This window comes from Candidatus Brevundimonas phytovorans (assembly GCA_029203145.1).
Classification (GTDB): domain Bacteria; phylum Pseudomonadota; class Alphaproteobacteria; order Caulobacterales; family Caulobacteraceae; genus Brevundimonas; species Brevundimonas phytovorans.
In genome coordinates, this window is the sequence record CP119309.1 from 3,095,791 (window position 1) to 3,116,669 (window position 20,879).

A 20,879-nucleotide genomic window follows, 5' to 3' on the forward strand; every position below is an offset into this window, starting at 1 on the left:
AAGCCTTTGCGCGCCAAGACCGCTGAAGACCGCGCCCTGCTGGAGATGATCGACCCCGTGGCCGAGAGCCTGGGGCTGGCCGTCGTGCGCGTGCGCCTGATGGGCGGGACCCTGCGGCGCCGCCTGCAGATCATGGCCGAGCGCGTCATCGACAACGACATCTCGGTCGAGGAATGCGCCCGCCTGTCGCGCGCCGTGTCGGAAGTGTTCGACGCCGCCGACCCGATCTCGGGCGAGTACCTGCTGGAAGTCTCGTCGCCCGGCATCGACCGGCCGCTGACCCGCCTGCTGGACTTCCAGCTGTTCGAAGGCTTCGAGGCGCGCCTGGAAACCGACCGCATGGTCGAGGGCCGCAAGCGCTTCAAGGGCGTGCTGGCCGGGGTCGAGGGCGACAACGTCGCCATCGATCTGGACGGCGAGGACGACACCGCCCTGATCCCGTTTGAATGGGTTTCGGACGCCAAGCTGGTGCTGACCGACGAGCTGCTGAAGCGGGGCGCGGCCCTGCGCGCGGCGCGCGGCGAACCCGAAGACGACGGCTTGCCGGAAGGCGAGGCCGACGACACTGACGACACGACCACCACCCCGACCAAGGACAAAGCCTGATGGCCGTCACCGGTATTTCCGCCAACCGTCTCGAACTGCTCTCGATCGCCGACGCCGTCGCGCGTGAGAAGAACATCGACAAGGAAGTCGTCATCGAGGCGATCGAGGAGGCGATCCAGAAGGGCGCCAAGTCGCGTTACGGCGCCCATCACGACATCCGCGCCAAGATCGACCACAAGACCGGCGAACTGGCCCTGACCCGCCACGTCACCATCGTGCCGGACGACTGGCAGCCGGAAGACGAGCTGGAAGAGTTCAACGACAGCGCCATGGTGCGTCTGCGCGACGCCCAGAAGCGCGACCCGGAAGCCGAGGTCGGCAAGGAATACGTCGAGGTCCTGCCGCCGTTCGAGTTCGGCCGCGTCCAGACCCAGATGGCCCGCCAGGTCGTGACCGGAAAGGTCCGTGAGGCCGAACGCGCCAACCAGTACGAAGAGTTCAAGGATCGCGTCGGCGAGATCGTCAACGGCACGGTCAAGCGCGTCGAATACGGCAACACCATCGTCGACCTGGGCCGTGGCGAAGGCATCATGCGCCGCGACCAGTCGATCCCGCGCGAAGTGTTCAACGTCGGCGACCGCGTCCGCACCTACATCTATGACGTCCGTCCCGAGGCCAAGGGCCCTCAGGTCATGCTGAGCCGCGCCCATCCGGGCTTCATGGCCAAGCTGTTCGCGCAGGAAGTGCCGGAAGTCTACGACGGCGTGATCGAGATCCGCGCCGCCGCCCGCGACGCCGGTTCGCGCGCCAAGATGGCCGTCCTGTCGAACGACAGCTCGATCGACCCCGTCGGCGCCTGCGTCGGCATGCGCGGCAGCCGCGTTCAGGCGGTCGTCGCCGAACTGCAGGGCGAGAAGATCGACATCATCCAGTGGAACGACGACGAGCCGACCTTCATCGTCAACGCCCTGGCGCCGGCTGAAGTGGCCAAGGTGGTCATGGACGAAGACGCCGACCGCGTCGAAGTCGTGGTGCCGGACGAGCAGCTGTCGCTGGCCATCGGCCGTCGCGGCCAGAACGTGCGTCTGGCCTCGCAGCTGACCGGCTGGCAGATCGACATCATCACCGAGTCGCAGGACTCCGAGCGTCGTCAGAAGGAGTTCGCCGAGCGGACCGCCCTGTTCCAGGAAGCCCTGGACGTCGACGAGACCATCGCCCAGCTGCTGGTCACCGAAGGCTTCGCCACCATCGAAGACCTGGCCTTCGTGGAATCCTATGAAGTCGCCGAGATCGAAGGCTTCGACGAGGACACCGCCGAAGAACTGCAGACCCGCGCTCGCGAGTTCCTGGACCGCAAGGCCGCTGAACTGGACGCCAAGCGCGTCGCCCTGGGCGTCGAGGACGACGTCCTGGCCGTTCCGGGCGTCACCGGCGCCATCGCCGTCGCCCTGGGCGAAGGCGGCGTGAAGACGGTCGAAGACCTGGCCGACCTGGCCACCGACGAAATCCGCGGCGGCTATGAAGTCCGCAACGGCGAGCGCGTGAAGGTTCCGGGCGTTCTGGAAAGCTTCGGCCTGTCGCAACAGGACGCCGAGCTGCTGATCCTCCAGGCCCGCGTGGCCGCCGGCTGGATCGACGCCTCGGAACTGCCGCAGGTCGAGGAGCCCGAGCCCGAGTATGAGGACGAAATCTTCGCCGACGCCGGTGAAGAGGGCGTCGAAGACGCGGCCGAGGCCGTTGATGTCGATGCGGAGGTCCTCGTCGAGGATCTCGAGCCGACCCAAGACGCGTGATGGGAGCCGCAGCTGTCCATGACCCCGAACGAGGCGCTGATCGATAGAGACCGTCAGGACCTGGTGACCCGCCAGGTTCTCGATGAATCTCGCCTGATCCGCTTCGTGCCGGCGCCGGACGGCTCGGTCGCCCCCGATCTGGCGCGCAAGCTGCCCGGCCGCGGCCTCTGGGTCGCCGCCGACCGCGCCTCGATCGAGACGGCGGTGAAGAAGAACCTGTTCGCCCGCTCGGCCAAGGCGCCGCTGAAACCGGCGGCGGACCTGGCCGACATGGTCGAGAAGCTGCTGGTTCGGCGCTGTCTTGACCAACTGGGTCTTGCCCGGCGCGAAGGCGTGCTTATCTCTGGTTTTGAAAAGAGCGCCGCCGCCATTCGCGGAGGCCGCGCCGCCTGGGTCATCGAGGCCGCCGACGGCGCCGCCGACGGTCGAGGCAAGCTTCTGGCGCTCGCAAAACACCCGTCCCCGGCGCCCAAAATCTGCGGCGCCTTCAGCGCGGACGATTTGAGTTTGGCCCTTGGGCTGGAAAATGCGATACACGCCGTCCTGCTGAAAGGCGGGCGAGCCGATCGCTGGACCATAGAGGTCGAGCGACTGGCGGGATTTCGGCCTCTGCGTCCAGAGAGCTGGCGCCGGGTAGGTCCCGGCGACGGCGCCGAGGACGACCGGGGCGAGACCCCGGAACGAGAGCCTGAGGCTTTTGGCGGACGAGGCCCTGCTTCCTGACCGGGAAGCGGGACCACGCCCGGCTATGGGTGTTTGACGAGACGATGGCGGAATTCTCCGCCCCGAGTAAAGCGACCGGATGAGCGACGAAAACGACAAGACCGAAGACGGTAAGACCCCTGCCAACGCGCCTTCTCAAACGGGGCCGCGCGCTCCGCTGAGCCTGAAGCCGCGCGCGGCGGGATCGGTCTCGACCGGCACCGTGAAGCAGAGCTTCAGCCACGGACGTTCCAAGACCGTGGTCGTCGAGACGAAGCGCCGCGCCGGCGCAGCCCCCGGACATCAGCGTCCGCAGGGCTTCGACGTCTCGCGCCCGCGCGCCGATCAGGCCGGGTCCAACGCCCCGCGCGGCGCCGCGCCGCGTCCGGCCGGCGGCGCCCTGTCGCTCGAGGAACAGGAGGCGCGTCGCCGCGCCATCGCCCTGGCCACCCAGGCCCAGGCTGAGCGCGCCCGCGCCGCCGACGCCGAGAAGGCCGCCCGCGAAGCCGCGCAACGCGACCAGGCCGCCGCCGCCGAACAGGCCGCCAACGCCGCTCGCGCGGAAGCCGCCGCCGCCCAGGCCGCCGCCGACGCCGCCCGCGCCGAGGCCGCCAAGCTGACGGCCGCCGCGCCGCCCGCCGCCCCGGCCAAGCCGGCGGCTCCCAAGGTGGAGCTGCCCAAGGTCGAGCTGCCCAAGCCGCTCGTGCCCGCCCCGACGCCGGCCCCAGCCCCGGTCGCCGCCGCGCCGGCCGCTCCGGCCCCGCGACCGGCCCCGCCGGCGCGTCCGGTGGTCAACTTCGGCCAGCGCACGCCCAAGATCCCGACCGGCCGCGCGCCGATCGAGCGTCCGGCCTTCGGCGGCCGCTCGGCCCGCGAACAGGCCATGGGCGAGGGCGACCGTCCCGCATCGGACCGTCCCCAGGCTTCGGACCGCCCGCAAGGCGCGCGTCCCCAGGATCGTAACCAGGGCGATCGTCCGCAAGGCGCCCGTCCGGCCGCCAGCCAGACCGTCCGCTATTCGGCCCTGAACCCGAAACCGGCCCCCGGCGCCGCCCGTCCGGGCGCCGCCCGCACTGGCCCCGGCGGTCGTCCCGCCCCGAACGCGCCGCCGGCCACGCCCGACGTGGCCCGTCCCAGCCGTGCGCCGGGCGTCGGCTTCGGTCGTCCGGTCGGTCGTGACGACGATCGCGACAAGCGCTTCTCGGACGCCGGCAAGGCCGTGTCGCGCACCCGCGGCGAACCCAAGCGCCGTGAAGGCCGCCTGACCATCCAGTCGGTCGCCGGCGACGGCGACACCGCCGAGCGCATGCGCTCGCTGGCCTCGGTCCGCCGCGCCCGCGAACGCGAGAAGGAAAAGCGCAAGGGCGGCTCGACGGACGCGCCGAACCGGCCGCGTGAAGTCGTCATCCCTGACGTCATCACCGTGCAGGAGCTGTCCAACCGGATGGCCGTCCGCGGCGTCGACATCATCAAATTCCTGATGCGTCAGGGCCTGATGATGAAGATCAACGACGTGATCGACTCCGACACCGCCGAACTGGTGGCCGAAGAGTTCGGCATGGCCGTCAAGCGCGTGTCGGAATCCGACGTCGAGGAAGGCTTCATCGCCGAGGCCGACGACGAAGGCGCCACCACCCTGCGCGCTCCGGTCGTGGCCATCATGGGCCACGTCGACCACGGCAAGACCTCGCTGCTCGACGCCCTGCGCACGACCGACGTCGCCGGCGGCGAAGCCGGCGGCATCACCCAGCACATCGGCGCCTATCAGGTGCGTCTGGAAGACGGCCAACGCGTCACCTTCCTCGACACCCCGGGCCACGCCGCCTTCTCGGCGATGCGGGCGCGCGGCGCCAACGTCACCGATATCGTGGTCCTGGTCGTGGCCGCCGACGACGGCGTCATGCCGCAGACGATCGAAGCCATCCGCCACGCCAAGGCCGCCAACGCGCCCCTGATCGTCGCGGTCAACAAGATCGACAAGCCGGACGCCAACGCTCAGAAGATCGTCAACGAGCTGCTGCAGCACGAAGTCATCGCTGAAAGCCTGGGCGGCGACACCCAGATCATCGAGGTGTCGGCCAAGAACCGCATCAACCTCGACGGTCTGATCAACGCCATCCTGCTGCAGGCCGAGGTCATGGACCTGCGGGCCAACCCGGACCGTTCGGCCGAAGGCGTGGTCATCGAGGCCAAGCTGGACAAGGGCCGCGGCCCGGTCGCCACCGTCCTGGTCAAGCGCGGCACGCTGAAGCGCGGCGACATCGTCGTGGCCGGCTCCGCCTGGGGCAAGGCGCGCGCTCTGCTGGACGAACGCAACGCCCAACTGACCGAAGCCGGTCCCTCCGTCCCGGTCGAGATTCTCGGCCTGTCGGAAGCACCCTCGCCGGGCGACGTCTTCGCCGTGGTGGAGAGCGAGGCCCGCGCCCGCGAACTGACCGAATATCGCGAGCGTGCGCGCCGCGAGAAGAACCAGGTCTCGGGCGGCTCGGTCTCGCTGGTCGACATGATGTCGAAGCTGCAGTCCAAGAAGGTCTCGGAACTGCCGGTCGTCATCAAGGCGGACGTGCAGGGTTCGGCCGAAGCCATCGTCGGCTCGCTGGAGAAGATGGGCAACGACGAAGTCCGCGCCCGCACCGTCTATTCGGGCGCCGGCGGCATCACCGAGAGCGACGTCAATCTGGCCAAGTCGGCCGGGGCGCCGATCCTCGGCTTCAACGTTCGCGCCTCCAAGCAGGCGCGCGACCTGGCCGAGCGTGAAGGCGTCGAGATCCGCTACTACTCGATCATCTACGACCTGCTGGACGACATGAAGGGCGTGCTCTCGGGCATGCTGGCGCCGCTGCAACGCGAAACCTTCCTCGGCAACGCCAAGGTGCTTCAGGTCTTCGACATCACCAAGGTCGGCAAGATCGCCGGTTGCCGGGTGTCGGAAGGCGTGGTCCGCAAGGGCGCGCGCGTCCGTATCGTTCGCGACGACGTGGTGGTGCTGGAACTGGGCGTCCTCAACACGCTCAAGCGCTTCAAGGACGAGGTCAACGAAGTGCCCTCGGGCCAGGAGTGCGGCATGCAGTTCCAGGGCTTCCAGGACATCAAGGAAGGCGACTACATCGAGTGCTTCACCGTGGAATCGGTCAAGCGCACCCTGGACTAAACAGGTCCAGCTTCGCTCAAGGCTTCAGGGCGCGGTCTCGCAAGGGACCGCGCCCTTTGTCTTTTCCGGTCCAGGCTTCACGGCGGCCGGCGATCCCGTTACGCTCCACCCGGTCGCCGGGGGGCGTGTTTCAACGACGGGGTCGCCATGCGTCGCCATATCCTGATTTCGGCGCTGCTGGTCGCCTCCGCCACGGCGGGCGCGGCGGCCGCCGACACGCGCTTCCTGGCCTTTGACGCGCGCGACCGCACGACCCAGGCCCTGACGCGCGGCGTGACCCTGGAGGTTGATCGCGGCCTCTTCGGCGCCGTGGCGGTGCGCAATCTGTTTTCCAGCACCTCGCGCGGGTCTGCCCGGTTCGAGCGGGGCGGACCCGACGCCGTTCGCCGCGCCCTTCCGGCGGGGGCCAGCGAGAGCGGGGTCTATGCGATCGTCCAGGAAGGCGACGGCCGCGGCCTGGCCCGCGCCCTCTGCCCCGGCGCGGATGAAAGCTGGCTGGTGATCGGGCGGGTCAAGGCGGGCCGTCCCATGACCATGCAGGCCGTCGGCCGCTGGAGCGACGGTCAGTATCGCCACTGCGTCCAGCTGAACTACGACTATCGCGGCGAATGGGCGACGCAGGCTGGTGCGGGGCCGGCCAAGGACGCCCCCCTGGCCTTCGGCCCGAACTGACGTCGGCGTGCCGGGCCGCTTCCTGATCGCGGCCCTGATCGGTCTGATCGCGGCTCTGTGGACGCTGAGCCGCCCCGGCGATCCCGCCCTCTATCCGGTTGGGCCGGACGAGGCGGGGGTGGTCGTCTATCTGCTCGATAACGGTTTTCACACTGACCTGGCCGTGCCGCGCGCGGCCCTGATGGACGGGGGCGGGCCACTAGCTGCGGCGACGGCGGGCCTGGCCCCCGGCGACTGGGTCCTGGTCGGCTGGGGCGATGCGACCTTCTATGTCGACCAGAGCCCGATTTCGGGGCGGCTGGCCGACGGGGCGCGGGCCTTTCTGCGGCCCGGCAACGCCTCGGTCGTCATGCTGGCCCCCGTGACGACCGACCCGGCGCGACGGTTCCGGCCCGAGGATCGTCAGGCGCTCAGGCTGTCGACGGGCGGCATGGCGGCCTTGCGGGCGCGGATCGAGGCTTCGCTGGCGACCGATGCGGCGGGGCGGCCGGTTCTGGCGACGGCCCGGTCCGGCGACGAGGCCCGCTTCTTCGCCAGCCGCGAGACCTTCTGGATCGGCCACCTGTGCAACCACTGGACGGCGGACCTGCTGTCGGCGGCGGGATTGCCGATCCGGCCCTGGCGCACCCTGACCTCGGGCGAGGTGATGCGCACGGCGGCGCGGGGCCAGACCGATGCGGCCAAGCTGGACTTGCAGCCCGTCCGCGACTAGACCCCGCCCTTCGCTTTTTCAGCCGGCGTCCGATCCCCGGCGAGCGACAAGGGAGGCGCGCCATGAGCCGCAAACAGCATACCCGCAACGCCACCGGTCCCCAGGGCCCGTCCCAGCGCCAGCTGCGCGCCGGCGAACTGATCCGTCACGCCCTGGTCGACGTGCTGCGCGAGCACGGCATCCACGACGAGGCTCTGGCCGGGGTGTCGATCACCGTGACCGAGGTGCGCCTGTCCCCGGACCTGCGCCACGCCACCTGCTTCGTCGAGCCCTTGGGCGCCGGGGTCAAGACCGCCGAGACGGCCGGCCAGGAGCCGGTCATCATCAAGGCCCTGAACACCCACGCCAAATTCCTGCGCGGTCAGCTGGGTCGCCTGATCGACATGAAATACACCCCCGACCTGAAGTTCCGTCACGACGAGAGCTTCGAGGCGGCCAGCTACATGGACCGGCTGATGGACGACCCGCGCATCCGCGCCGACCTGGACCGGCCGACCCAGTCGGAAGATGAGCCGGAAGCCGCCGAGCAGGACGACGGGTCTCAAGCAGCGCAAGGCGCGGTAGGCTCGAAGGAAGACTAGGCCCATGGCGCGCAGGAAGAAGGGCGAGATCGTCAACGGCTGGGTCTGTCTCGACAAGGCCTATGAGATGGGCTCGACCGAGGCCGTGACCAAGGTGCGCCGTCTGTTCGACGCCCAGAAGGCGGGCCACGCCGGCACCCTGGACCCTCTGGCTTCGGGCATCCTGCCCATCGCCCTGGGCGAGGCGACCAAGACCGTGCCCTTCATGATGGACGCCGAGAAGGTCTATCGCTTCACCATCCACTGGGGCGTCTCGACCGACAGCCTGGACCGCGAGGGCGAGATCATCGGCCGTTCCGACGTGCGGCCCTCGGTCGAGGCGGTCAAGGCGGCCCTGCCGGCCTTCGTCGGCGAGATCGATCAGGTCCCGCCCCAGTTCTCGGCCATTCGCGTCAACGGCGAGCGGGCCTATGACCTGGCGCGCGACGGGGCCGAGTTCGAGCTGGAAGCGCGCAAGGTGACGATCCACGAGGCGGCGGTGACCGACGCCCCGGACGCCGACCACGTCGAAATCACGATGCGGACCGGCAAGGGCGTCTATGTCCGCTCGCTGGCTCGCGACCTGGCCGCCATGCTGGGCGCCGAGGGGCATGTTTCCGCCCTGCGCCGCGAACGCGTGGGGCCGTTCTCGACCGAGAACGCCGTCACTCTGGATTTTCTCGCCGATCTGGCGCATAAGGGCGCCGCCTTGGAAGGCTTGCTGCCCGTTTCGACCGCTCTGGACGACATCCCGGATCTGGCCGTTACGGAACAGGACGCCTTCTCGCTGAGGCAGGGTCGGCCGATCGTTCTGCTCCCCCGTCAGGTTGAAACCTTGAAGAGCCAGCTTTCCGCCGGTTCGCGCACGGTGTCGGCCTTTGTGGGAGAAACCCTGGTCGCGCTCTGCACCATGCGGGCCGGACGGCTAGAACCCGACCGCGTTTTCAATCTCCCCTAGCGCCGGCTTTCGAGCGGCGCGACAGGGCTCCAACATGGAGACCTACGATGTCGATTACGGCTCAACGCAAGAGCGAAGTCATTGCTGACAACGCTCGTTCGGCTGCAGACACCGGCTCGGCCGAGGTTCAGGTCGCGATCCTTTCGGAACGCATCGCCAACCTGACCGACCACTTCAAGACCCACAAGAAAGACAACCACTCGCGTCGCGGCCTGCTCAAGATGGTCTCGCAGCGTCGTCGTCTTCTTGACCACCTGACCAAGGTTGATCGCGAGCGTTACACCGCTCTGATCGCCAAGCTGGGCCTGCGTCGCTAAGGCGGCCGACCAGCAGCGGAAACGATTTTCGAGGCGCGGGCGGACACGTCCGCGCCTCGTTCCGCACCTAAGAGCCTTTCTGACGGAGCGGGCTGTCGCCCGCCCCCGGATAGGCCATACAGTGAGCTTCCTGCGCGCCGCAGGTCTTGAATCGGCGCAGACGCGAGGGCCATGAAGGCGGTCCTCACTCCACCCGCCCGGCCGCGAAGCGCCGCCGGGTTCATCGGGAACCGTGGGACGAAAACGCCTGCCGCTCCGCCCCCGCCGGGAATACGCCCGCCGGGTTCTGAAAGAAGAAAAATGTTCGATATCAAACGCAAGACGATCGAGTGGGCCGGCCGCCCGCTGACGCTGGAAACCGGCCGCATCGCCCGTCAGGCTGACGGCGCCGTGTTGGCGACCTACGGCGAGACCGTGGTTCTGGCCACCGTCGTCTATGGCCGCCAGCCCAAGCCGGGCCTGGATTTCTTCCCCCTGACCGTCAACTACCAGGAAAAGACGTTCGCCGCCGGCAAGATCCCGGGCGGCTACTTCAAGCGTGAAGGCCGTCCGTCGGAAAAAGAGACCCTGGTCTCGCGCCTGATCGACCGTCCGATCCGCCCCCTGTTCGTCAAGGGCTTCAAGAACGAGACCCAGGTCGTCATCACCGTGCTGCAGCACGACATGGAAAACGACCCGGACGTCCTGGGCATGGTCGCCGCCTCGGCCGCCCTGACCATCTCGGGCGTGCCCTTCATGGGCCCCATCGGCGCTGCGCGCGTCGGCCTGATCGACGGCGAGCTGGTGCTGAACCCCGCCATCGACACCATGGGTGAAAGCGCGCTCGACCTGGTCGTCGCCGGCACGCAAGACGCCCTGATGATGGTCGAATCCGAAGCCAAGGAGCTGTCGGAAGAGAAGATGCTCGAGGCCCTGATGTTCGCGCACGCGGGCATGCAGCCGGTCATCGACGCCATCATCGAGCTGGCCGAACACGCCGCCAAGGAGCCCTTCGACTTCCACGCCGAAGACCACTCCGACGTCGTCGCCTCGATCAAGAAGCTGGTCGGCGAAGACATCAAGGCCGCCTACGCCCATCCGGGCAAGTATGAGCGCCGCTCGGGCGTCGACGCGGCCAAGAAGACCGCCGCCGCCGCCCTGGTGAAGACCGACGAAAACCCGGACGGCGTCGACTCGTCCAAGTTCTCGGCCGCCTTCAAGGAATGCGAAGCCGACGTCCTGCGTCGCGACATCATCGAGAACGCCCACCGCGTCGACGGCCGCGCCCTCGACAAGGTCCGCGCCATCGTCTCGGAAGTCGGCGTCCTGCCGCGCACCCACGGTTCGTCGCTGTTCACGCGCGGCGAAACCCAGGCCCTGGTCGTCGCCACCCTCGGCACCGGCGAGGACGAGCAGTACATCGACAGCCTGTCGGGCACGTACAAGGAATCCTTCCTGCTGCACTACAACTTCCCCCCCTATTCGGTGGGTGAAGCGGGCCGCATGGGTTCGCCCGGCCGTCGCGAGATCGGTCACGGCAAGCTGGCCTGGCGCGCGATCCGTCCGATGCTGCCGACCAAGGAAGACTTCCCCTACACCATCCGTCTGGTCTCCGAGATCACCGAGTCCAACGGCTCGTCCTCGATGGCCACGGTCTGCGGCTCGTCGCTGGCCCTGATGGACGCCGGCGTGCCGCTGATCCGTCCGGTCTCGGGCATCGCCATGGGTCTGATCCTGGAGCCGTCGGGCGAGTTCGCCATCCTGTCGGACATCCTGGGTGACGAAGATCACCTGGGCGACATGGACTTCAAGGTCGCGGGCACCTCGGAAGGCATCACCAGCCTTCAGATGGACATCAAGGTCGCCGGCATCACCAAGGAGATCATGGAACAGGCTCTGACGCAGGCCTCGGCCGGTCGCCTCCACATCCTCGACGAAATGTCGAAGGCCATGGACGCGCCGCGCGCTGAGCTGGGCGAGCACGCTCCCAAGATCGAAACCATCAAGATCCCGGTCGACAAGATCCGTGAAGTGATCGGTTCGGGCGGCAAGGTGATCCGCGAGATCGTCGAGAAGACGGGCGCCAAGATCGACATCGGCGATGACGGCACCATCAAGGTCGCCGCCAACGACCAGGAGAAGATCGACGCCGCCAAGGCCTGGATCCAGTCCATCGCCTCGGAACCCGAGCTGGGCATGATCTACTCCGGCAAGGTCGTGAAGGTCGTCGACTTCGGCGCCTTCGTGAACTTCTTCGGCGCCAAGGACGGCCTGGTCCACGTGTCCCAGATTGCTCTGGAACGCGTCGCCAACCCGGCCGACGTCCTGTCGGAAGGCCAGGAGGTCAAGGTCAAGTTCCTGGGCTTCGACGATCGCGGCAAGACCAAGCTGTCGATGAAGGTCGTCGATCAGGAAACCGGCGAAGACATCACCGACAAGATCAACGCCGAGCGCGCTGAACGCGGTGAAGCCCCGCTGTCCGACGACACCGGCGGCCGTCCCAAGCGTGAAGGCGATCGCGGTGGCGACCGCGGCCGTCGCCGTCGCGACTAGGCTGCAGCCTTACGGTTGAACTGAAGAAGGCCCCGCTGGAAACAGCGGGGCCTTTGTCGTTTGCGGGTTCTGCCAGTATCTGTGGCGCATGACGCAGGATGAAGACGGGCGCAGCGCCGGATCGGACGACTACAGCCGGGGCAAGGGGGGACAGGCCCTGGGCGCCCGGCTGCGCCGCCTGTCCGAGCGCATCGACAGCGACGGCACCCGCATCTACGCCGCGCAGGGCGTGGTGTTCGAACAGCGCTGGTTCGGCGTTTTGAACCAGATGATCCTCAAGGGCCCCACGACAGTCGGCGAGATCGCGGCGGCCTTGCAGATCACCCATGTCTCGGTCAGCCAGTCGTGCCGCTCGCTGGAAAAGGCGGGGATCATCCGATCCGCGCCCGATCCGGCCGACGCTCGGCGCCGCACCCTGTCCCTGACCCCGGCCGGCGACGCCCTGGTCGAACGGCTGACGCCGCTGTGGGGGGCTTTCAACGCCGCAGCGGCCGAGTTGAATGAAGAGGCCGGTAATGTCGTGGCGCTGCTGGACCGGCTCGACGACGCCCTGGCGCGCAAATCCATGTTCGACCGCATCAACGAGCGCATCGAAGGTGGTTCTTCCAACGGCAGTTGACTAAATATGTAGCTGCCTACATATTTCTCATGCGAACGAACCGCGTGTGACTGAGGCGAGCTTCATGACCTGGACCACCCACCGACGCGCCTTCCTTGCGGCCTCCGCCGCTGCGACATTGGCGCCCGGCGCCGTGCGCGCGCAGGCAGCGCCCACCGGGGATGACGCGATCGCGCGTCTGTATCGCAGCGCCATGGTCATCGACGGCAATCTGGTCGGTCCGTTCGACGACGCCGCGCCGCTGGACCGCGCCACGGCGGAGCAGGTGCTGGGCTCGGGCCTGACCGCCTTCAAGATGACCATCGGCGGATCGGTCGGCACGTACGACGCGGTCAACACCGACATCGCCGCCTTCGACAAGGCCATCGCGCTCAGCCCCGACGTCTATATGAAGATCCGGACGGCCGACGACCTGCTGGCGGCCAAGCGGGCCCAGCGGGTCGGCGTCATCTATTCGTTCGAGGACGCGGGCATGCTGGACGGCAAGCCGGCCAATATCGACCACTTCAGCGCGCTCGGCGTGCGGGTCATGCAACTCAGCTACAACACCGTTTCGCCCTTCGCTTCCGGGGTCATGGCGCCGCAGCCCTCGGCTGGTCTGACCGCCCTGGGGCATGAGGCGGTGGCCCGGATAAACGCCTGCGGCGTGACGCTGGACCTCAGCCATGCCGACGAACGCTCCAGTCTCGAAGCTTTGGCGGCCTCGACCCGCCCGGCAGCCATCACCCACGCCGGTTGCTACTCAGCCTACGCCCACCCTCGCAACAAGAGCGACGCGGTCCTGCGCGCCGTGGCGGACGGCGGCGGCGTGGTCGGCCTCTATGGGCTGAGCTACATCAGCGCCGGTCCCGAGCAGCAGTCGCTGGACGACTATATGGCCCACATGCTGCACGCCCTGTCGGTCTGCGGCGAGGACCACGTCGGCATCGGCAGCGACGCCGTCCTGACCCCGTTCGACACCTCGCCCGAGAGCATGGCCGAGTGGGACGCCTCGATCGCCGCCCGCAAGGCCGCCGGCGTGTCCGCGCCGGGTGAAGGCCGTCCGCCGTTCGTGACCGGCCTGAACCGGGCCGACCGGGCCGAGGTCATCGCCCGCGCCCTGCTGGATCGCGGCCAGCCCGTGCGGGTGGTCGAAAAGGTGTTGGGCGCCAATTTCCAGCGCCTGTTCGCCGAGACCTGGCGGGTCTGACGCGAGGCCTCAGCCTAGATTTCGCTCTAGGCCCCGCATTCCTTCGGCTTGGTTTCGTCCGGGCCGTACATGGCGCACGACCGGTCGATCTCGCCCTGGATCATGGCGCAGGGGTTGGCGCTGTTGCAGGGCGGGCGGGTGGCGGGGCTGACCTGGATGCAGCGCTCGACCAGCCGCTTCGACCGGGCCTCGCCGATCTCGGCCAGGCAGGAGCCCGGCTCGCCCTCAGGCGCGGCGGGTTCTGACACGACAGGCTCTGGCTTGGGCTCGGTCTTGGGCTTGGGGGGGGCGACCGTGGCAGGCGCGGCGGGCGCCGCCGTGATCGGCACGGCGTCGATCGGCTCTTGCGACAGCTTGGCGTTGACGCCTGCGGGCGGCGGCGCCTCGGCAGGGGCGGGCTGGCCGCAACTGGCCAGGACGACCGAGAGGCCCAGAAGAGCGGCGGCGAGGGCGGGGCGCATGAGGCAGTCTCCGTTCGCAGAAGACCCCACCATGCCTTGATCGGCCCTCGCCGCCTAGCCTGTGCTGTCTAGCGGTCCAGCTTAACGACCCAGAGCCGCGCGTTGCAGGGCGAACAGGTCGGTGCAGCCGATCTCGGCCAGTTGGAACAGGCGGTCGAACTCGGGACGCGAGAAGCCGCGCTTCTCGCCCGTGGCCTGAATCTCGACGATGCCGCCGGCGCCGGTCAGGACGAAGTTGCTGTCGGCCTCGGCGGTGGAGTCTTCCTCATAGTCGAGGTCCAGAACCGGCAGGTCGTTGAAGATGCCGCAGGACACGGCGGCGACCTGATCGATGATGGGGCCGGTCTTCAGCACGCCCTCGTCCTTGAGGTAGTTCAGCGCCACAGCCATGGCCACCCAGGCGCCGGTGATCGAGGCGGTGCGGGTGCCGCCGTCGGCCTGGATGACGTCGCAGTCGATCAGGACCTGACGCTCGCCGAGCGCCTTCAGGTCGACCACGGCGCGCAAGGAGCGGCCGATCAGGCGTTGAATCTCTTGGGTGCGGCCCGACTGCTTGCCGGCGGCGGCTTCACGACGACCGCGCGTGTGGGTGGCGCGGGGCAGCATGCCGTATTCGGCCGTGACCCAGCCCTGGCCGGTGTTGCGCATCCAGCCCGGCACCTTTTCCTCGATGGAGGCGGTGCACAGCACCTTGGTGTGACCGAACGACACCAGGCACGAGCCCTCGGCGTAGCGGTTGACGCCGGTTTCCAGCGTGACGGTGCGGAGTTGTTCGGGGGTGCGTTCGGACGGGCGCATGGGATTTCCTTGGAACCTGAGTGCGGCGTGCTTATCCTGAAAGCGTGAGCCTGTATGCCCCCCATCCGTCGCCGTTCGGAAGCGCCCCCGCCGGGTTGGGGACGCTGGACGCCCGTGCGCGCGACATCTTCCGCCGCATCGTCGAGACCTATCTGGAGACGGGCGAGCCGGTCGGGTCGCGCACCATTTCGCGCGGGGGGCTGGCCCTGTCGCCGGCCTCGATCCGCAACACCATGCAGGACCTGACCCTGGCGGGTCTGCTGGCCTCGCCGCACACCTCGTCGGGACGCATCCCGACCCATGCGGGCCTGCGCCTGTTCGTCGACGGCCTGCTGGAGGTCGGCGACATCGGCAAGGACGAGCGGCGCGAGATTGACGCGCGTCTTGCGGGGAAGGGCCGCAACTTCGAAGAGGCCCTGGACGCCGCCACCAACCTTCTGTCCGGTCTGGCCGGGGGCGCGGGCATCGTCGCCAGCCCGGTGCGCGACGCGGGCGTGAAGCACGTCGAGTTCGTGGCCCTGGGCCATGATCAGGCCCTGGCGGTTCTGGTCGGCGACGACGGCACCATCGAGAACCGGCTGATGCCCCTGTCGGCGGGGGTGACGCCTTCGACCCTGACCGAGGCCTCCAACTTCCTCAACGCCCGGCTGAAGGGCCGTCCCCTGGCCGAGGCGCGCACCGAGATGAGCGCCGAGCTGGACGCCGCCCGGCGCGAGCTGGACGCCGCCGCCGCCCGTCTGGTCGAGGACGGTCTGGCCGCCTGGTCGGGCGGAGGCGAGCGCGACCGGGCCCTGATCGTGCGCGGCCGCGCCAACCTTTTGCAGGACGCCCAGGCCGTCGAGGATCTGGAGCGGGTGCGCGTCCTGTTCGACGATCTGGAGCAGAAGGAACAGCTGATCGGCCTGCTCGACGGGGTCGGCGCGGCGCAAGGGGTGCGCATCTTCATCGGCGCCGAAACGCGCCTGTTTTCGCTTTCGGGTTCCGCCGTGATCGCGGCGCCCTATATGACGGGTCGGCAGCGGATGCTCGGCGCCATCGGCGTCATCGGCCCTGCAAGACTGAACTATGCCCGTGTCATACCGTTGGTGGACTATACCGCCCGGGTGCTGGGCCGGATTCTGGACGGACAAGAGACGTGAACGACATCAACGACGACACCCGCGACCAACTCGAACAGGACATGGGAGAGGCCGCCATCGATGCCGCACAGGAAGCCGCCGAGGACGGCGACATGGCCGTGGTCGACGCCCTGATCGCCGAGCGCGACCAGTGGAAGGACCGCGCCCTGCGCGCCGTGGCCGACGCCGAGAACACCAAGCGCCGCGCCGAGACCCAGGCCAACGACGCCCGCGCCTACGCCATCCAGCGCTTCGCCAAGGACCTGCTGGGCGTGGCCGACACCCTGGAGCGCGGCCTCCTGTCGGCGCCCAAGGTGCTGGAAACGGTCGAGGCCGACAGCGCCGCCGCCAGCATGGTCACGGGGCTGGAACTGACGCAGAAGTCCCTGCTGTCGGCCTTTGAATCCAACGGCCTGACGCGCGTCGCGCCCGAGCCGGGCGAGGCCTTCGACCCCCACCTGCATCAGGCCGTGATGGAACAGCCTTCGGACACGGTGCCGGGCGGCACGGTGATCCAGACCCTGCAACCCGGCTACGCCCTGTTCGGCCGCACCGTGCGCGCGGCGATGGTGGTGGTCGCGGCCAAGGGCTCGGGCCCGGCCTCGGGCGGCGCCTATTCGGAAGCCAATACGACCGGCGGGAATTTCGACGCCAAGGCGTAAGTTTCGGCTGATTGAGAACTGGAAAGGCCCGGGGCAGTCGCTCCGGGCCTTTTTGTTTGGGGCAGTTCGTTTCAATTTCCGCTCATCCCCGCGGAGGCGGGGATGAGCGGTTTTTAGGGCGGACCTAGTGTTTCAGCTTCTGCTCGAACAGGACCAGCAACCTTGCCCAACCGTCCTTCGCATCCGCTTCGCGATAGCTGGCGCGATAGTCGGCGTGGAAACCGTGCGGGGCGTCGTCGTAGAGGATGATCTGGCTGTCGCTCTTGCCCGCCTTGGCCAGGGCGGCGCGCATGGCCTCGACGCTGGCGACGGGGATGCCGCCGTCCTGACCGCCGTAGAGGCCCAGCACCGGGGCCTTGAGCTCGGCGGCCAGATCGACCGGCCAGGGACGGCCCGCCGTCTTCTGTTCGTCGGTGGCGTTGGCGGCGGGGGCCAGGCGGCCGTACCAGGCGACCCCGGCGTTGAGGGCGGCGAAGCGGGCGCAGGCCTGCCACACCACCTTGCCGCCCCAGCAGTAGCCGGTGATCCCCACCTTGTCGGCCTTGGCCCAGGTCTGCTGGCCGATCCAGTCCAGCGTGGCGGCCACGTCGCCCATGACCTGTTCGTATCCGGCGGCGGCGACGATTGTCATGATGGCCGACATATCGCTGAGCGGGGCGGGATCGGCCTTGCGCACGAAGAAGGCCGGGGCGACGGCGGCGTAGCCGGCCTTGGCCAGGCGACGGCAGATGTCGCGGATGTATTCGTGCACGCCGAAGATCTCGGACACGACGATGACCACGGGGAAGGGGCCTTCGCCCTCGGGCCGGGCGACGAAGGCCGGCAGGTCGAAACCGTCGGGCGCGGCATAGGAGACGTTGGCGGTGGTCAGGCCCGCGCTGTCGGTGGTGATCGGACTGGCCGCCTGGCTCAGCGCGGCGGGGGCATAGGCGGCGAAGGCCACGCCGCCGAGGGCCGCGACCCCCAGGCTGCGGCGGCTGGGAGCGATCTGGTCGGCGCTCAGGCCCTCGGGCCGGGTGATCAGGGTCATCGCGGGTCTCCGATTGGTTTGAAGGCGCGACTGTGGCCTGGCTTTCGGGGTGGCGTCGAGTCCCGATCCGCGAGCTCCCTTCAGCGCGCCCGCCGCAGCGTCAGATTGATGCGCCCGCCGCCGGGCGCCAGCTGCGACGACCCGGCCAGCAGCCGGTCGATCCCGTGGCGCGCCAGCCTTGCCGGCCCCGTCAGGGCGCAGACGTCGCCCGAGGCCAGCTTCAGGCTCTGGGTCCGGCCGCCCTCGGCGGGACCGATGCGGAACACCGCCGTATCGCCCAGCGACACCGACAGGACGGGGGCGGTCAGGTCGGCTTCATCGCGATCCTGATGCAGGCCCATCTTCGCCTCATGGCGATAGAGGTTGACCAGGCAGGCGTCGGGCGGGGCGGGCCAGCCGGTCAGGGCGTCCCACAGGTCGAGCAGGCTCTGCGGCATCGGCGGCCAGCTCTGGCCAGTAATCGGATGGGTCGGCTGATAGCGATAGCCCGCTCGGTCCGAGACCCAGGCCATCGGCCCCATGCCGGTCATCTCGACGGAAAAGGGCCGGCCGCCGGGGGTGACGGGACGATAGAAGGGCGCGACCTCAGCCGCCGCCAGCACCTCGGCCAGCAGGGTCTGTTGGGCTTCTGCATCCAGCGCGCCGGGCCACAGGCGAAAGCCGGGCAGGCCGGTGGGGGTTTCGCGGATGGGCGGGCGGTTCATGCTCCACATCTAGGACCCTTCTCCCGATGGGAGAAGGCGTCTCCCCCTTGCCGTCATTCCGGGGCGCGAAGCGAACCCGGAACCCAGGCGTCCGACATTTCGCCGAGCCGTCTTCGAATCTGGCGTCTGGGCCCCGGATCGTCCCTTCGGGCCGTCCGGGGTGACGGCGGGGGAATGTGCGCGACCAGGAAACGGCGCCGAATCCGTCCTGAACCGCACGAAACCCTTGCAGCCCCTGCGGTCTTTCCCATATCCGGGCCTGTCCGGAAGAAACCCCGAAATTCTTGGGGCTTTCGACCGAAACCAATCCACCCGCCCGACCGGATGTCCGGGACGGCTTTCAGCCCAACTGGGGGCGGTCACGCGCGGCGCTTTTCGAAGGCCGCCGCATCGCCCGCCGCAAGGAGTGAAAAGACAAGCTCATGGCCAAGATCATCGGCATCGACCTCGGCACGACCAACTCGTGCGTGGCCGTCATGGACGGCAAGAACCCCAAGGTCATCGAGAACGCCGAAGGCAACCGCACGACCCCGTCGGTCGTGGCGATCCAGGACAGCGGCGAGGTCCTCGTCGGCCAGCCTGCGCGTCGCCAGGCGGTCACGAACCCGACCAACACCTTCTTCGCCATCAAGCGCCTGATCGGCCGCAATTTCGATGACCCGGTGGTGGCCAAGGACAAGGGCATGGTGCCCTATGAGATCGTCAAGGGCCCGAACGGCGACGCCTGGGTGCGCGCCCACGGCAAGGATTATTCGCCGCAACAGGTCTCGGCCTTCACCCTCGGCAAGATGAAGGAGGCCGCAGAGGCCTACCTCGGCGAGACCGTGACCCAGGCCGTGATCACCGTTCCGGCCTACTTCAACGACGCCCAGCGTCAGGCGACCAAGGACGCCGGCAAGATCGCCGGTCTGGAAGTCCTGCGCATCATCAACGAGCCGACCGCCGCTGCTCTGGCCTATGGCCTGGAGAAGCACGAAGGCCAGAAGATCGCCGTCTATGACCTGGGCGGCGGCACCTTCGACGTCTCGATCCTGGAGATCGGCGACGGCGTCTTCGAGGTGAAGTCGACCAACGGCGACACCTTCCTCGGCGGCGAGGACTTCGACCTGCGTCTGGTCGACTACCTGGCCGACGAGTTCAAGAAGGAGCAGGGCGTCGATCTGCGGACCGACAAGCTGGCTCTGCAGCGCCTGAAGGAAGAGGCCGAGAAGGCCAAGAAGGAGCTGTCCTCGACGTCGCAGTACGAGGTCAACCTGCCCTTCATCACCATGAACGCCTCGGGCCCGCTGCACCTGAACATCAAGCTGTCGCGCGCCAAGCTGGAAGCCCTGGTCGACGACCTGATCCAGCGCACGATCGAGCCCTGCAAGAAGGCCCTGGCCGACGCCGGTCTGAAAGCCGGCGACATCGACGAAGTCGTTCTGGTCGGCGGCATGACCCGCATGCCCAAGGTCGTGGAAGCCGTGAAGGCCTTCTTCGGCAAGGAACCGCACAAGGGCGTGAACCCTGACGAGGTCGTGGCCCTGGGCGCCGCCGTTCAGGCCGGCGTTCTGCAAGGCGACGTCAAGGACGTGCTGCTGCTGGACGTGACCCCGCTGACCCTGGGCATCGAAACCCTGGGCGGCGTCTTCACCCCGCTGATCGAACGCAACACCACCATCCCGACCAAGAAGAGCCAGGTCTTCTCGACCGCCGACGACAACCAGTCGGCCGTGACGATCCGGGTCTTCCAGGGCGAGCGCCCGATGGCCGCCGACAACAAGGTCCTGGGTCAGTTTGACCTGATGGGCATCCCGCCGGCGCCGCGCGGCATGCCGCAGATCGAGGTCGCCTTCGACATCGACGCCAACGGCATCGTCCACGTCACCGCCAAGGACAAGGCGACCAACAAGGAACAGTCGATCCGCATCCAGGCCAACGGCGGCCTGTCGGACGCCGACATCGACAAGATGGTCAAGGAAGCCGAAGCCAACGCCGCCGCCGACAAGGTCCGCAAGGAACTGGTCGAGGCCGTCAACGGCGCCGACAGCCTGATCCATTCGACCGAGAAGGCCCTGTCGGAACACGGCGACAAGGTCGACGACGCGACCAAGGCGACCATCCAGTCGGCCCTGGACGACCTGAAGGCGGCCAAGGACGGTTCGGACCCGGAAGCCATCCGCGAGAAGACCAACACCCTGGCTCAGGCCTCGATGAAGCTGGGCGAGGCCATGTACGCCGCGCAGCAGGGCGCCGGTGAAGACGGCGCTTCGGCCGAAGCCCCCGCCGACGACGGCGTGGTCGACGCCGAGTTCGAGGAAGTCTCGGACGAAGACGACAAGAAGAACGCGTAAAACCCGATCCTCCCCCGTTCTT

Annotated in this window: 19 protein-coding genes; 15 read left to right on the top strand and 4 right to left on the bottom strand. The window is 68.4% G+C overall.

The window, feature by feature from the left end; genetic code table 11:
* Positions 1-6: 6 nt before the first annotated feature.
* The 12 genes from rimP to P0Y52_15245 all read left to right on the top strand — a co-directional run bounded on the left by rimP (position 7) and on the right by P0Y52_15245 (position 13,751).
* Positions 7-606 carry a ribosome maturation factor RimP gene (gene rimP / locus P0Y52_15190; GenBank protein ID WEK59512.1) on the top strand — a complete coding sequence of 200 codons (600 nt, stop codon included), beginning with the start codon at positions 7-9 and terminating at the stop codon, positions 604-606.
* A complete protein-coding gene (gene nusA, locus P0Y52_15195) occupies positions 606-2,339 on the top strand; it encodes a transcription termination factor NusA (GenBank protein WEK57863.1) in 1,734 nt (577 codons plus the stop codon). Before rimP ends, nusA begins: the two co-directional genes overlap by 1 nt.
* Before the next feature lie 18 nt (positions 2,340-2,357).
* A complete protein-coding gene (locus tag P0Y52_15200) occupies positions 2,358-3,062 on the top strand; it encodes an RNA-binding protein (protein ID WEK57864.1) in 705 nt (234 codons plus the stop codon).
* 79 nt (positions 3,063-3,141) lie between these two features.
* Positions 3,142-6,192, top strand: a complete 3,051-nt coding sequence (infB, locus tag P0Y52_15205; protein WEK57865.1) for a translation initiation factor IF-2 — start codon at positions 3,142-3,144, stop codon at positions 6,190-6,192.
* 147 nt (positions 6,193-6,339) lie between these two features.
* Complete coding sequence (locus tag P0Y52_15210) at positions 6,340-6,864, top strand: hypothetical protein (protein ID WEK57866.1); 525 nt, start codon at positions 6,340-6,342, stop codon at positions 6,862-6,864.
* 7 nt (positions 6,865-6,871) lie between these two features.
* Positions 6,872-7,576, top strand: a complete 705-nt coding sequence (locus P0Y52_15215; GenBank protein WEK57867.1) for a DUF2459 domain-containing protein — start codon at positions 6,872-6,874, stop codon at positions 7,574-7,576.
* Between the two features lie 62 nt (positions 7,577-7,638).
* Positions 7,639-8,157, top strand: coding sequence for a 30S ribosome-binding factor RbfA (rbfA, locus tag P0Y52_15220; protein ID WEK57868.1), 519 nt, complete (start codon positions 7,639-7,641; stop codon positions 8,155-8,157).
* Positions 8,158-8,161: 4 nt separating this feature from the next.
* Entirely contained in the window at positions 8,162-9,094 is a 933-nt protein-coding gene (gene truB / locus P0Y52_15225) for a tRNA pseudouridine(55) synthase TruB (protein WEK57869.1), read from the top strand.
* 47 nt (positions 9,095-9,141) lie between these two features.
* On the top strand, positions 9,142-9,411 hold the full coding sequence (rpsO, locus tag P0Y52_15230; GenBank protein WEK57870.1) for a 30S ribosomal protein S15: 270 nt from the start codon (positions 9,142-9,144) through the stop codon (positions 9,409-9,411).
* A gap of 300 nt (positions 9,412-9,711) precedes the next feature.
* Positions 9,712-11,943 (top strand): polyribonucleotide nucleotidyltransferase, encoded by a 2,232-nt coding sequence (gene pnp / locus P0Y52_15235; GenBank protein ID WEK57871.1) that lies wholly within the window; start codon positions 9,712-9,714, stop codon positions 11,941-11,943.
* Positions 11,944-12,031: 88 nt separating this feature from the next.
* Positions 12,032-12,562, top strand: a complete 531-nt coding sequence (locus P0Y52_15240) for a MarR family winged helix-turn-helix transcriptional regulator (protein WEK57872.1) — start codon at positions 12,032-12,034, stop codon at positions 12,560-12,562.
* 64 nt (positions 12,563-12,626) lie between these two features.
* A complete protein-coding gene (locus P0Y52_15245; protein ID WEK57873.1) occupies positions 12,627-13,751 on the top strand; it encodes a membrane dipeptidase in 1,125 nt (374 codons plus the stop codon).
* A 26-nt stretch (positions 13,752-13,777) separates the two neighbouring features.
* Here the strand turns inward: P0Y52_15245 and P0Y52_15250 are convergent, their stop codons facing one another.
* Together P0Y52_15250 and rph are read right to left on the bottom strand one after the other, a co-directional pair.
* Positions 13,778-14,212 (bottom strand): hypothetical protein, encoded by a 435-nt coding sequence (locus P0Y52_15250; protein ID WEK57874.1) that lies wholly within the window; start codon positions 14,210-14,212, stop codon positions 13,778-13,780.
* 81 nt (positions 14,213-14,293) lie between these two features.
* On the bottom strand, positions 14,294-15,010 hold the full coding sequence (rph, locus tag P0Y52_15255) for a ribonuclease PH (protein ID WEK57875.1): 717 nt from the start codon (positions 15,008-15,010) through the stop codon (positions 14,294-14,296).
* Positions 15,011-15,105: 95 nt separating this feature from the next.
* Here rph and hrcA point away from each other — a divergent pair, with 95 nt between their 5' ends.
* Positions 15,106-16,149: a heat-inducible transcriptional repressor HrcA gene (hrcA, locus tag P0Y52_15260; GenBank protein ID WEK59513.1), complete on the top strand. Its 1,044-nt coding sequence runs from the start codon at positions 15,106-15,108 to the stop codon at positions 16,147-16,149.
* Positions 16,146-16,790 (top strand): nucleotide exchange factor GrpE, encoded by a 645-nt coding sequence (gene grpE / locus P0Y52_15265; protein ID WEK57876.1) that lies wholly within the window; start codon positions 16,146-16,148, stop codon positions 16,788-16,790. Before hrcA ends, grpE begins: the two co-directional genes overlap by 4 nt.
* Positions 16,791-16,914: 124 nt before the next feature.
* On the opposite strand, the gene P0Y52_15270 is transcribed toward grpE, so the two are convergent.
* Together P0Y52_15270 and P0Y52_15275 are read right to left on the bottom strand one after the other, a co-directional pair.
* Entirely contained in the window at positions 16,915-17,820 is a 906-nt protein-coding gene (locus P0Y52_15270) for a dienelactone hydrolase family protein (GenBank protein WEK57877.1), read from the bottom strand.
* Positions 17,821-17,900: 80 nt separating this feature from the next.
* Positions 17,901-18,524, bottom strand: a complete 624-nt coding sequence (locus tag P0Y52_15275; protein WEK57878.1) for an alpha-ketoglutarate-dependent dioxygenase AlkB — start codon at positions 18,522-18,524, stop codon at positions 17,901-17,903.
* Between the two features lie 422 nt (positions 18,525-18,946).
* Between P0Y52_15275 and dnaK the strand changes: the two genes are divergently transcribed.
* Positions 18,947-20,857: a molecular chaperone DnaK gene (gene dnaK, locus P0Y52_15280; GenBank protein WEK57879.1), complete on the top strand. Its 1,911-nt coding sequence runs from the start codon at positions 18,947-18,949 to the stop codon at positions 20,855-20,857.
* Positions 20,858-20,879 lie beyond the last annotated feature (22 nt).